The organism is Roseateles sp. YR242 (assembly GCF_900109745.1).
Lineage (GTDB): Bacteria > Pseudomonadota > Gammaproteobacteria > Burkholderiales > Burkholderiaceae_C > Roseateles.
In genome coordinates, this window is record NZ_FOAV01000001.1 from 393,925 (window position 1) to 407,387 (window position 13,463).

Below are 13,463 nucleotides of genomic sequence, written 5' to 3' on the forward strand. Positions count from 1 at the left end.
CTGGCGATGGCACGCGCTTTCGGACACAGGCCTTCCATGACAGAAAAATCACGCAGCTCCGCGCCGAGCACTTCCATTCCCGCAGCCGGATATCGCCGAACCACGTTCGTGATGGCCGCCTCGGCCTTGCTCTCGCTGGCACTACTCGGCTGTCACGGAGACAAGGACGGGGAAACGTCCACGGACTCCGGCACCACTGCACCGTCCACGCCGGCCTCCGACGCATCGTCCACCACGCCCACTACCCCCACCACGCCGACGGACCCGACCACCACGCCAGTCACCACGCCGGTGGCCAGCACCGGCCGGCAGATGGAAAAGCTCGGCCGGGGTGTGGTGGCGGTCCGCACGGGCACCAAGACCGCACTGGTGACCTGGCGGCTGCTGGGCCTGGACCCGAGCGGCATCGCGTTCAATGTCTACCGATCCGCCGCAGGCGCGGCGGCGGTGAAGTTGAACGATGCGCCGATCACGAGCAGCACAAATTTCCAGGACACCACCCTTGATGGCACGGTGGCCAATGCCTACAGCGTTCGCCCGGTGATCGACGGGGTGGAGCAGACCGCGAGCGCGGCCTTCACCATGGCAGCCGGCACCGAGACCGGGCCGGTCATCCGTATTCCGATCAGCGACCCCTTGGCCGGCTACACCACCAAATATCTCTGGGTGGGAGATCTGGACGGCGACGGGGAATACGATTTCGTGATCGATCGCCACTCGCCTTACTCGACCACCGAATATGCGACCGGCACCGGCCACCAGTTCCTGGAGGCCTACAAGCGCGACGGCACCCGCCTGTGGCAGATCGACATGGGGCCGCTCAGTACCTACCTCTACAACATCCATCCGAGTGCGGCGACGCTCGGCGTCGGCATGTATGACGGCGTGACCGTTTATGACCTGGACGGCGATGGCAAGGCGGAAGTGATTCTGAAGATCGCCGACGGCGTGAAATTCCCCGACGGCACGACCTTCACCGAATCCAATTCCCACCTGCAATACCTCGCCGTGCTGGACGGGATGACCGGCAACATCCGGGCCAAATCGCCAGTGCCGACGGACTTCCTGGAAGCCGGTGGTGAACTCGGCACTCAACTGGGCATCGGCTATGCCAATGGCAAGACGCCGAGCATCTACTTCTGGGGCCGCAATCGGAACTCGGATTACTACAAGACCTTCAATGACGTCTTTGCCTCCTTTGCCTGGGACGGCGTCAGCACCACGCTGACCACCAATTGGACGCGGACCTTCCCCGGCGCCAAGAAGGAAGGCATGGAGGCCTCGCACCAGATGCGCATCATTGACGTGGACGGCGACGGCAAGGACGAAATCGCCACCGGCAACATGATGCTCAACAGCGACGGGACCCTGCGCTACATCCTGGCCGGCGTGGGCCATGGCGACCGCTTCTACATCGGCAAGTTCGAGAAGGACACGGATGGCATGCAGGGCTACGGCATTCAGCAGGACAACCCAAGCGGCTTGCTGGAGTACTACTACAACGCCAGCACCGGCGAGATCAAGTGGACGCACAGCGTCACCGATGGCAGCCTGGTGGACGTGGGACGAGGACTGGTTGGTGACATTGACCCCAACTACCCCGGCTATGAAGTCTGGTCGTTCTCAGGGCTCTATAACGGCGCAACGAACACGCTCACCACATCGGCAGGCGCCTTCTATCCGGCCCAGATCATCTGGTGGGACGCGGACGTGCTGAGCGAGGGGCTCAACGAATGGAAGATCGAAAAGTGGAATCCCGCTTCACCGACCGCCACCAATGCTGCGCCGCGTCTGGCCACACTCTCCAAGTACGACGCCTACTTTGACGGCACCAACCCGGCCTTCATCGGAGACATCCTTGGTGACTGGCGCACCGAGGTGGTGACGATGAACACCGCGCAAAACCAGATCCTGATCTTCACGACGAATGTGCTCACCGATCAGCGCTTCTACACCATGGCGCATAACCCGGCCTATCGGGCACACATGACGATCAAGGGCTACATGCAGTCGCCCACGCTGGACTATTACTTCGGCAATGGCATGGCCGCCCCGGCTGCGCCTTCGATTCACTACGCCGGCGACTGATCCGTCCAGAGGGGACGCTGCACATGGCCCTTCCCATTGCCCAGCTTCTGGCCTGGCTGCTGTCCGCCTCCGGAATTGCGCCGGTACGCACAAGCGCCAGCCGGCTGCTACGGAGTCTGGTTGCGACTGTCACGCTGATAGCGGCCGGCCACGCCGCCGCACACGATCCGTTTGACGGCGGCACGCAGGTCATGCTGTTTGAGGACCGCATCGAATCCACCGTCACGCTCGGCACCGATGCGGCGCGCGCGGTTCTGGAGGCGCTGCCACTGAGCACTGGCGAAGTGGTCGCCCTGACGCGCCCGCCCCGCGAGCGCGTGTTCCATGAACTGCCCGTGGCATTGGCCGACAAATTGATCCAGCTGCGCATTGGCGGAGATCCTTTGAAGGTCAGCCGCTTCGCTGTACTGGGTGGCGATGAGGAGATCGTGTTCCTGGTCGTCAACACGCGCCCCGGAACATCGGCCACCAGGCTGACGGTGCAGGCCGCCTACTTTGCGATCGTGGGCCCTATGCGTCCCGGACCGGTGCTAGTGGCCGATGGCACGACGCGCAGGGCCATATCCACGGCCCTGGTGTCTACCGAGCGGCCGGCGGCTGAGGTACCCACAGTGCCGGGGGCCAAGGAGACCGCGTCCCACAGCCAGTCATTCGTGGACTTCCTGCAGCTCGGCCTGGAGCACGTCTTGTCGGGCACAGACCACTTGCTGTTCCTTGGCGCGCTTCTGTTGGGGACTCGACGCTTGAAGTCGATGCTGGTGGTGATCAGCGCCTTCACCCTGGCCCATTCCATCACGCTGGCGATGGCCGCCCTGGGGCTGGTGAACCTGCCGGCACGGATCGTGGAGCCGCTGATTGCGGCATCGATCGTCATCGTGTGCCTGGAAAACATGTTCTTCCGCGGCAGGACAAACCTCAGGTACGCACTGACATTCACCTTGGGGCTGATTCACGGCCTGGGTTTTGCGGACGCCTTGAAAGAAGCGGTGGCCGGTGCTTCAGGAGCGGCATTGGGTGTGCCGATCCTGGCATTCAACCTGGGCATCGAAGGTGGGCAACTGATGGTGGCAGCTGTCGCCGTCCCTTTGCTGCTGCTGTCAAGACGCCACCCCGTCTGGGATCGACGGCTGACCCTGCTGCTCTCAGGCGTCATCACCTTGATCGCGCTGGTCTGGGTCTGGCAGCGGCTTTGAGAAATTCACGCCTCCTTGAACGCGGCCTGCCGCAAGCGGGACAGTGAATGCCGGCTCAACCGTTGCAAGCATCAGGCGCTTGGCCGCGAGGGGCTGTGCAGAGCATCCCTAGCCCTGAACCGTCATGGTCAAGTCTCCTTGCTTAGGATCGACGGCGAACTCCATCAAGCCCCAGGGAAACCGTGCCACTGCCACAGGTCTGTTCTGCATCTCCGGCAGAACCCCCGTCCTCTTCGCAAAGCGCTTCACCATTCGACTGGTCAAGATGGAGTCGGGAAACTCCTCCTCATCGAAGAGCACAGCAGCCACAACTCCTTTTCCCTCCGCTTCCCCGATCACCAAGCGGCCAGTCAGGTCCAGGTAGCGCACCGGTTGACCCGACTGCAGCACAGGTGCTGGTTCGCCCGCCGTCCAGACGACCTTCCCATCCACCAACACGCGGCCGGTCAACACATCAATTTCAAGGTTCACTGTTTCGCCTCTGACACCTGCCGAACTTGATGTGATTCTTGCCCCGGCGCGTCCGGACGCGGGTTCATACGGGTTGGCGGGATTGTTCTGGTACGACTAATCAGGAATTCCGATATTCAGAAGTCCCAGGATCAAGCGCAAGTGATATCAGTTTCTGGAAGTTTTGACGCGGTGGTTGCGTCCAATTTCCTGTGTGTGCAACTTGCAGTGCATCGTTGTAGTCACGGGCTGATTTTGCGCGGAGCACCTCTACACCTTTCACGAAATAGTTCCCGGTCGCCGGGCCGTGCGGATACAGCGTGTACAACACCGTGCCCTTCTTCACGACCACGTTGGTATAGCTGTCCTTGCCGAAATACGGATCGCTACCTTGCCAAACTTATGCCATCAGCATATGTTCCTGCCCATCCACGATCTGACTGATATTCTCCCGCCATTGATGCGGATCATTAACTACCTGCAGGGCGACCTCCGGAGGCAGCTTTTGTCCCTCCACACCGAAGCGATCTCGAAAGTTAGCCACGATCGAGTTTGGAGCCGGCCACCCTGATTGGCCAATTCCTGTCAGCAGGTTGCCTTGATCCAACTGATCCAACAGGACATGTCTTAACGCATCAGGTAAGCGCAGCACCATCGCAACCCAGTCGTCAGCGGAACCGAGCTGTGACGTCCGGCCTCGAATCTGTTGCGCCATGTCCGCAGCGGCGGCAGCAGCATCGCCGGCGGACAAGGCCAGCGCGCCGGAGTAGTCATACTGTATGCCACCAGTCCCCTTGGTACGTTTCCATGAATTTTTTCCGCTCATTTGTTTCCTCTAGATGGATCTGATTTTTCCAGGAGAGAGCCGACCAATATCGGTTGGAGAGACGTAATACTGGGCACCCCCGCCAGGGCCAAACTGTGGGTTGGCCAATGCCTTGCCGCGCGCAACGCAAATATCTTCGTTCACCCTGTAGGCGCGAACGCCCTGGCGCAGGGTGCGTGGATTGCCCGAAGAATCTTTACCAGGATCTTGGCTCACCTGCACCAGATCGTAATAGTCCGACACATTGCCTTTTGCCTTCAACAGAGTGTGGTTCTGCACGGCAAATCCAGGCGCGCCACCCGGGTACAGCGAATAAAGAATCGTGCCCTTCTTGAGCACGACATTCTCGTAGGCATCAACGCCGGTGTAGACATTGTTCGGATTCTTCGGACTCACCCCCTGCCAAGCGCGCGCCTCCGCAGACGGGTCCTTTCCACAGCACGGATCACACCCGCCCTTGCCCTTCGTTAACCCGAGCGGATCCACCCAGCTGGTGGGATCTGGCGCGTACTGATAGGAAGTGAATCCCCCGAGCAACCCGATCGGGTCCAGGGTCAGATACCGACCGGCGTCAGGATCGTAATAGCGATGCCGGTTGTAATAGAGCCCGGTTTCTTCATCTTCATATTGCCCCTGAAAGCGCCATGGTTGGGCGACTTCATCCACCTCCACCCGCGCCAGACGTCCCCACGCCCTGTAGCGCGGACGCCAGTGCACCCGGCCGACCGCATCCACCAGCGCCAGCGGCGTGCCGAGGTGGTCGCACTCGTAGTACAGCACCTCATCGTTCGCGCTACTGATGCCCTCCCATCGAGCCTGCGCCGCACGCTCATCCAGACAATCCTGACGCCATCGTGCAAGCCGCCGATAAAGGCGCACGTGCGCGTCGGGCTGCGCATCGGGCGCATCCGGGCGGTCCCAGGCAAGCACAGGCGCAAAGGCGACCGAGGTGGTTGCAAATGAGCTGATCGATTCTTGACTGTGCACGCGGGCCAGCGGCGTGAAGCTATCGGGCTCGTGCACATAGCTAACGGTGCCCCGTGCATCGACCTCCTGCACCATCAAGTCACCATTCCATACAAAGGCCGTGACTTGTTCTGTGCCCGCGCTCTCCACTCGCTTCAGCACACGCCGCCCGATCGGGTCGTACGCATAGCGGCTGGTGACCACACCGTGTGGCGACATCCTTTCCACCTGGATGAGCCGCTGATGCGCGTCGTAGTGCAACCGAAGTTCGTCGCCCTGACCGCTGACCGCTGGTTCGTTCGCAGCACTATCCTGAACCCAACGTTTTCGGACTGCATTGCCGTCCACGTCGTGTTCGTAGTGCCATCCCAATGCCTGCATGATTCCAGGCAACGGTGTCAGACTGCCAGCCGCATCAAAGGCGAATGTCTCCACCAAACCCGGTTGGCTTGCGGAGAGCAACTGTCCAATGTCGTCCCGCGTGAAGTGAAGCTCGCCCAGCACCGAGTCCGAGATGCGCTCGACCTCCCCGGCCCTGGCATAAGCATAATCGCGTCGGCGAAGCGCGCCCGGCGCCGTCTCGTCGAATCCAAACGCACTGCGCAACCAGCGGGAAGCGCCGTCATAACGAACGTCACGCCGCAGACCTCCACGACGAAGTCCGCCGAGGCTTCGGCGCGTCTCCCGGTGAAGCACGTCTCTCTCTACATCAGCCAGCGATTGGCCCTGCCACACAATGCCGTGCCAGTGGCCCGCACCGTAGCGCTGCGTCTGGACCAAACGTCCATTCGGCAGCCGTGTGGCGATGCGCTGCCCCACTGCGTCGTAGTCATGCCGCAAAAGGAATGACACGGCGGTGAAGCCTCGCTCGGCAGTATCCGGCCATTGACCCTCAGCACCCGGCTGCGCACGCTCCGGTGCCAACTCAATCCGCTGGCGCTCCTCGACCAGTTGCCCCGCCGCATCCCATCCCAGCCGGGACTGCGCCGCCGCATTCTCCACCGCGATGATGCGACTCAGCGGATCCCAGGCGAATCGTTCCTGACCATCCGGTGTCACACGCGCCACCAGCCGGCCCAAGGCATCGCGAACGTAGTCAGTGCGGATGGCGCCACGATGGCTGGCGATCAACTCGCCTGCCGCGTCGTAGTCGTAGCGACTGACCAGTCCATCAAAGCCGATCTCCTGGACCAGTCGCCCCTGCGCGTCATAAGCCAGTTGGAATGATTCACCCTTGCCGTTGATCAGGGCCACCAGCCGCAGCGCCCGGTCATAGCGATACTGCAAGCGCCGGCCTGCTGCGTCGACACGTTCGACCGGGAGCCCCTGCATCTGATACGCGTAACGTGTCTGGCGCCCCGCCCCATCCGTTTGAATCAATAGTCGCCCCAGGGCGTCGTAGACAAATCGCTCCTCTCCTGCTCCCGGGCGGCGGATGAAGACCAGTCGGTCCAATTCGTCCCAGCCGTAATGGACGGAATGTCCCATTGCATCGGCCTGCGAAATCAACCGTCCCCGGAGATCCCAGGCGAAACGCGTTTCGTAGCCCGAGCAGTCGATGTGCGCCACCAGCCGGCTTTGGCCGTCGTACTCATAACGCTTGACGCGCCCTGCAGCATCCACACGCTGCACCAACTGCCCCACCGCGTTGTAGACCATGCGGCTAACTCGCCCCAGTGCATCGGTCTGGGACACCAAACGACCGTGCTCATCGAACTCACGCTCCTGCACATACCCCATCGCGTCGATGGTCCGCACTGGCAGGTTCTGCTCGTTGTATTGAACAACCGTACGCCCACCCAACGCATCGGTCGTGCTGATCAGGCTGCCTTGCGCGTCGTAGGTGAACCGGGTGGTGTGGCCGTTGGCGTCTGTCTCTTCCAACAGGTCGCCAGCGGTGCTCCAGCGGCGTGTACCGAGGCGGCGCGCAGGCGCTTCGGACGCGTCCTGCACGCGCACGTCCACACAGAGGTTGTTGGCATTGAATCGATAGGTCCAGATGCTGTTGTCGGCCTGGCGCACCTGCGTCGTATCGGCATCCACGTAGTCGACATGCACAGGTTCCGTACCGTCTTCTGCCACCGAATAAATGGCTCTCGCCCAATGGCTGGTCAGCGCAGTCCAACTGCCTCGGTGCTGGGGCACCGCATCAAGCGACGGATCAGAAACCTCGGCGTCGGCTTTGATTGGAGCCTGAAACAGCACATCCGCGCCCAGCCAGCGCACGACCCATGCGCCGCCGGTGGGGTCTACATACCGGGTCAACAGGTGGGTGTCGTAGTGGTAGCGCCAGAGGTGGCCCATGGCGTCCTTGCGCCCGAGCAAATCCGGCGCGGACGAGAGAGCGCTGTCGCGCGGGTTCTCTCCGTGATGTTCAAGACCGTAGGCATAACGACTCAGCACCTGCCACGCCCAGCGGGGATTCGTCGCATCGTTCGCCTTCGCCGCCAAGCCGGCCATCGCCGCATCGGTCGCCGCCACCTCGTTGGCGGCCTCGTCGGCCATCGGGAGCCGCCGCACAAGTCGGCCGATCTTCAACGCGCCGTGGCACGCGCGCTGAGCATCCGTCAGCGGCCCGGTCGGTGCGGCATGCGCTTCCAGTACGACATCACCAGGAGCGGTGATGCGGAGCACAGGAAAATCTTCATCCAGCCGTTCCGGCAGCATCCGGGCCTCCCAGCCGGGTAGCCACTCAAGCTGGACCGACAAGCCATCCGGTCGCCTTTGCTCCACGAGGTAGCAGCACTGCACCCACTCCATGCGTGGCGCGGGCTCGTCCAGCAACCGTCGCTGTCGCAGCCTCAATCCATCCAGCCCCAGGGGCAGCACATCCAGCGCCAGGGCATCGCAACGCGGACGTTCGAACACATCCACACTGCCGTCACGCCAGCGCAGTTCAAAACGCAACGGCCCCACACGCGTGAGAGCGAACGCTTCGAACGCATCATCCATCGTGCCGCCCGCCGCAAGCAGCGGCAAGTGCACTGTCCGGCCCGTCGCGTCGTGATAGGCCATGCCCCGCTCACCCACGCTGAGCCGCACCAGATACTGCGAAGTCCAACGTGCGCCCAACAACCCTCTGTCATAGGCCGCATGGCTAGACCGATACGTCCGCAGCCATGTCAGCGGTATCAATCCATCCACGTCAGCGTCCAACTCCGACAACAGTTCGTCGCCGGTACCGAAATGAATGGGGCGCCGGCTTCGAGTCGCCGCCTTGCCGGGGCCTTGACTTTGCGGACAGCATTCCTTGGGCTGGCGCTTGTCTTGCGCAGGCCTCTGAGTTTTGCCACCATCGCCTTTGTCTTCTTCGTGCTTGCCGCCGTGCGGCTTCGGATCTGGCCGCTTGGCCGGCGGATGTTTCTTCGGGAACAGTCGCGCCAGCAGCCGTCCACCGCCCGGCAGGCGTGTCAGCGCCCAGTTGGCTCCGCGCTCCGTCGCCTGCTCTGCAAGCGCTCCCAGGCTGGGTGCCTTGTCGTCCAGCACCCAGTCCGCAGTGGCGTCCAGCACATCGGTGGCCGTCCCGGTTGCCGCGCCCACTGCCGTCACACCGCCCCCCACCGCGGTCACAGCGCCACCCGCCGTGGCAATGGCTCCCCCAACGGGCGCGCCCACACCCGTCAGCGCAACGCCCCCGCCCACCATCGCTGTCGCCGTGCCGGCTGTGGCGACTTTGCCGCCGGTCTCCATGGCGTCGTCGCTGAACTCGTGCAGCGCTTCGGAAGCGCCGCTTTCGCGATAGGCCTGTGCGGCGCCCTTGAGCCGCCCCTTGGCCGCAGCCGTGCCTCGCTCGTAGATGCGCCCCACCGTGTTGCGGGCATTCATCCAGATGAGGTCGGCCTCGCGTACCCAGGCCTTGGCATTGCTGGTGGAAGTGCTGCTCTTGTCCTTCGGCTCCGCCTTGTCCTCATACGTTCCGCTTTTGACACCTCCCTTCACCCCGCGGGCATCGCCGGTCACCTTCGGGATGAAGGTCTGTCCATGCAGGACCGCCGGGTCCCCTTGGTGTTTAACGTTGGGAGAAGCCGCCGATGCTTCCTTGAATTCACCCTTGATCGGATAGGGGATGGGCACCACGCTGCTACCCACGGGGGTGAGGCAGACATCAGGCTGGAGGCTGACGCAGAAGAAGCGTTTGGATCGGGTGACGGTTTCGCGTGCCATGAGAACGATCAGGGGCGATCAGAGGCGATCAAGGAAGGATCGGAAACCAACGGCGGGCCGCTGTCGGTCGTCGATGAGAGGGGATGCAGGTCGAGAACAAGGTCGTGATTGACGCCGACCTACTCCAAGGGTTGGGCCATAACGGTCCGCAACTCCGCCAGCCTGGCGCGCTGTCCGGGAGTCTTTGCCTCCATCAGCCGAGCTTCTTCCAAGCCATAGCGGGCGCTGATGCTCCACCGCCAGCACAGATCGACGTGACCGTTGTCGGTATCGATCAACACCGTGTCGATGACAGGATCGAAGCAAAGCACCTCGCCATCGCCGTCGATGCCCATCAGCAGCAGCCCGCGTTCCGGAAGATCGAACATGGCCATGCGATGCCCGCCTGACACCTGCCGTGCCGCTGGGTGATGGCGTGGCCAGAGGTTGTCCAGCACCAGGCGCTCTCCGCCGCGAAGGTGGTGACACTGCTGGTCCGTTGGCGCGCAGTTCCAGTAGCGGAAATCAAAATCCGGATTAAGTGCCAGTCCCGCTGCCACATGGGCAGGGTCCGGCTTTTCGCGCCCGATCCACTCCACCCGTGGAGCCCATCCGCGCTCCAACGGGCCGAAGCCCGCAGTCTCCAACGCGTCTCGTCCTGCCGCCACGTGCCAGAAGTCGCCCACGGTGATGGGTTGCAGCGCGGACTCGATCTGATGCGCCTGCAGCCGGTCGGCCTTGCTGGCCTGCAGAAACCATTCACGCGTGAAGCCCTGCCCGGCCGGATTGAAACGACTCGCCTCATGCGCGAGCGGGCGGTCTGGGGGCAGCGCGGCACCATCCGGGTGTTGCGCCAATTGATCCGGACGCAGATGCCAGCGTGCCGGCACTTCGGCCGCCATTGCATTGCCGACGTCGATTCTGCATTGCCCGCCGAAACCATATTCATACCGCAGTGCGCAGCGATCGATCGGTTCTGACGGGCTGAGCGTCCAATCTTCCGGCCTCGCAGGTCCACCTGCTCGCGTCTGCCCCTCGGCAGGGCGGCGCACCCACCAGCGAGGACCATGGATGCGCAGATGCGTGTCGATCAGCGGGCTCCATGCATCCCGCACAGAAGCCGGTTCGCCCTGTGTGTCCTCACGCGTCTGCTTCGGCTCAAACACCCGCAGGCGCGCCACAAACGACGGCACCGGCGTGTCCTCCGGTGCAAACGCAGACCCCACCACCAAGACATCGCACAGCGGTTTGAAAGGCGCGAGATCACTCTCCTCCCGGATGGTGAACGCAGGGTTGCCGTCATGCGGCAAGTCTTCATCATTCAGTGGTGCGGGCGTCTCATCCAGAAGCAGCGGCGACACCCCCGATTCATCCGGCTCGCCGAGCCGATACCGGTCCTTCAGCACCACGGTGTGGATCAAGCGTAGCTTCGGGTCCATGGCGTCGAAGTGCAGATGCGTCCGCCCTGTCATGTCCCGCAAAATCAGTCGCGGCAGGTCGGCGCCGCGCAGGTCTTCAACCGACCGGGTTGGTGTCGACATCATCGCCGTGCACTTCCACTTTCTTGTCGCCGCGGATGATCACTTCCTTGCCGCTGATCTCGATCCGTCCATCCTTGGTCATGAGCAGGCTGCTGGCGCCCACCGTGATGCTCAGGCGGTCGCCTGCCGTGATGCTGATGGCGTTGCCAACAGTTGTGATTTGGTTGAGGCCGACCACCGTCGCCATGAGACCACCGACGTTGAGGTTGTAGCCCAGGCCGACGTTGTCCATCCTGCCCAGACCGACGTTCTGCATCGACGCCATCGTGATCGTCTCGGTCTTCATGCCACCGATGTCGATCTTCTGATTGGCGCCGATGGACACGGTCTCATTGACGCCCACATCCTCGGTCCGGTTCATGCCGATGGAAATCTTCTCGTCCAAGTCCACCCGCTCGGTACGGTTCTGATGGACGGTGATCGTTTCATCCAGGTTGACCGTCTCGGTGCGGTTGCCCTTCACGAGCGTCGTTTCGTGCCGGTCAATCGTCTTGGTCCGGTCGCGTCCGATCCAATGCGTCTCGTCGTTCTCGACCTCGATGTCCTGATTTTTCTCAGCGTGGATCCAGACCTGCTCCTCGCCCTTCATGTCCTCGAACCGGATGGCGTTGGCATTGCCGTAACTGCCGCCTTTGGTCGAGCGAGTCAGGAAGCCGCTCTGGGTGGCATTGGCGGGCAGATCCCACGGGGGCAGGTTCTCGCCGTTGTAGGTTCTCCCAATGATGATGGGCGCGTCTGGGTCGCCTTCCAGGAACCCGACGATCACCTCCTGCCCGATGCGCGGGATATGCACGCCCCCAAAGTTTGCACCGGCCCACGGATGCGCCACACTGACCCAGCAGGAGCTTTGCTCATCACGCTGGCCGTGTCGGTCCCAGTGGAACTGAACCTTCACCCGGCCAAATCGGTCGGTGTGGATTTCTTCCCCGGCCGGACCGGTGACGATGGCCGTCTGAGGCCCGGGCACCATCGGCTTGGGCGTGCGACGCTGGGGGCGGAACTGCTGTGCAGCAGGAATGCAGTGGAAGTTGCAGCTGAGTTCAGTCGAGCCGGATCCGGCTTCGCTGACGGCCTGGCGCAGATGCAGCGTAGTGCCGGTCACGAGATACTGCGCATTCTGGTCGTCACTCGGGTGGCGGCTCAGCGTCAGCAGGTGGCCGGCGTGCACGCCCTGCGCATTGGCCATGCCTTCATAAACGTCGTAGGCGCTTTGCAGCTCGTCGAGACGGTCCTCCGCATACTGCGCGCCATCGCCGTTCTGGATGTAGCCGCCCGGGTAGTCGAAGATTTCCCCGTCCGACAAGTCGTAGTCCCGTTTACGGCTCTGGCTGGTCTGCAAGGACGCGGAGGGTCGCTGGAAGTCGTAATCGGTGATCACCACCTTCCCGGGTTGCACGCACTGCAGGTTCGACCAGTTCGACACATGGGCCAGTTGCGGCGGAACCTGTCCTCCACTGCCGTAAAACGGAAGGTCGGCGCAGCCGGGCGCCGCATCGTGCGTACTCGCGGAATCGCACAGCACCAGCTTGTGCCCGGTTTCATCGTGCTGGACGTACCAGTAGATGCCCTCGTGCTCCAACAGACGTGCGACGAAGTTGAAGTCCGTCTCGCGATACTGAACGCAGTAATTCCACGTTCTGTAAGGCCGCATCAGCTTCAGCTCAAAGCGCGCCATCGGGTGGTCGTCAAAGACCATCTTGACGATGTCCGGCACCGTCATTTCCTGGAAGATGCGGCAGTCTGAGGTGCGCGTCATCAGCCAGGGCCAGGGCTTGAGCGTCATTTGATAGACGCAGTGCTTGCCCTCAAAGCCGCTTCGGACGAAGCGGGTGACGTACCCGCTCACATGGCGCGGATCGGTGTCATTCAGAGCAACTGTCAGGGTGGCCAACTGCCCCAACAGCTCGGTCCCCTGAATATCCTTGCGTTCGCTCAGGACGGTCAGGTTGGTGTCGCCCAGATCACTCAGGGATTCCCGCGAGACGCAGGAGTGGACATGCAATATGTCGTCGGGAAGGGACGTTTTCAGGCGGAAGGGGGAAGCCATGGCACCGGGGTTCAGGTCGACACCCGGCAGGCTACGGATCACCCCCCGCAACAACAACGGTCGAAGGTCACTCTGCGCAGGCCTTACCTATGGAAACAGGCCTGTGGTTCCCCAATGCAAGCGGCGACAGCAGCAAGTCGCGCGATATTCGCACCAATCGGCGCCCGCGTTCATAGGGAGAGCCTTCATGGGCGTCGGATCGAGTCCGA

At 62.6% G+C, this 13,463-nt stretch carries 7 protein-coding genes; 2 read left to right on the forward strand and 5 right to left on the reverse strand.

Annotation, left to right across the window (positions count from 1 at the left end):
• The first annotated feature begins 36 nt into the window (after positions 1 to 36).
• Both BMY53_RS01710 and BMY53_RS01715 read left to right on the forward strand, forming a co-directional pair.
• On the forward strand, positions 37 to 2,088 hold the full coding sequence (locus BMY53_RS01710) for a rhamnogalacturonan lyase family protein (protein WP_143073876.1): 2,052 nt from the start codon (positions 37 to 39) through the stop codon (positions 2,086 to 2,088).
• A 23-nt stretch (positions 2,089 to 2,111) separates the two neighbouring features.
• Positions 2,112 to 3,281 (forward strand): HupE/UreJ family protein, encoded by a 1,170-nt coding sequence (locus tag BMY53_RS01715; protein ID WP_092942984.1) that lies wholly within the window; start codon positions 2,112 to 2,114, stop codon positions 3,279 to 3,281.
• 108 nt (positions 3,282 to 3,389) lie between these two features.
• Here the strand turns inward: BMY53_RS01715 and BMY53_RS01720 are convergent, their stop codons facing one another.
• From BMY53_RS01720 to BMY53_RS01740, 5 genes are all read right to left on the reverse strand, one after another.
• Complete coding sequence (locus tag BMY53_RS01720) at positions 3,390 to 3,752, reverse strand: hypothetical protein (RefSeq protein ID WP_143073877.1); 363 nt, start codon at positions 3,750 to 3,752, stop codon at positions 3,390 to 3,392.
• A 379-nt stretch (positions 3,753 to 4,131) separates the two neighbouring features.
• Positions 4,132 to 4,557, reverse strand: a complete 426-nt coding sequence (locus BMY53_RS01725) for a hypothetical protein (RefSeq protein WP_092942988.1) — start codon at positions 4,555 to 4,557, stop codon at positions 4,132 to 4,134.
• A gap of 9 nt (positions 4,558 to 4,566) precedes the next feature.
• Positions 4,567 to 9,687, reverse strand: coding sequence for a PAAR-like domain-containing protein (locus BMY53_RS01730; protein WP_092942990.1), 5,121 nt, complete (start codon positions 9,685 to 9,687; stop codon positions 4,567 to 4,569).
• A 119-nt stretch (positions 9,688 to 9,806) separates the two neighbouring features.
• Positions 9,807 to 11,210, reverse strand: a complete 1,404-nt coding sequence (locus tag BMY53_RS01735) for a DUF2169 family type VI secretion system accessory protein (RefSeq protein WP_092942992.1) — start codon at positions 11,208 to 11,210, stop codon at positions 9,807 to 9,809.
• Positions 11,182 to 13,254, reverse strand: coding sequence for a type VI secretion system Vgr family protein (locus BMY53_RS01740; RefSeq protein WP_092943731.1), 2,073 nt, complete (start codon positions 13,252 to 13,254; stop codon positions 11,182 to 11,184). Before BMY53_RS01740 ends, BMY53_RS01735 begins: the two co-directional genes overlap by 29 nt.
• Positions 13,255 to 13,463: the final 209 nt, after the last annotated feature.

Bases quoted from the DNA above. Each gene is read 5' to 3' on its own strand.
- BMY53_RS01715 (WP_092942984.1), top strand. From the start codon at position 2,112: ATGGCCCTTCCCATTGCCCAGCTTCTGGCCTGGCTGCTGTCCGCCTCC.
- BMY53_RS01740 (WP_092943731.1), bottom strand. From the start codon at position 13,254: ATGGCTTCCCCCTTCCGCCTGAAAACGTCCCTTCCCGACGACATATTG.
- BMY53_RS01735 (WP_092942992.1), bottom strand. From the start codon at position 11,210: ATGATGTCGACACCAACCCGGTCGGTTGAAGACCTGCGCGGCGCCGAC.
- BMY53_RS01725 (WP_092942988.1), bottom strand. From the start codon at position 4,557: ATGAGCGGAAAAAATTCATGGAAACGTACCAAGGGGACTGGTGGCATA.
- BMY53_RS01710 (WP_143073876.1), top strand. From the start codon at position 37: ATGACAGAAAAATCACGCAGCTCCGCGCCGAGCACTTCCATTCCCGCA.
- BMY53_RS01730 (WP_092942990.1), bottom strand. From the start codon at position 9,687: ATGGCACGCGAAACCGTCACCCGATCCAAACGCTTCTTCTGCGTCAGC.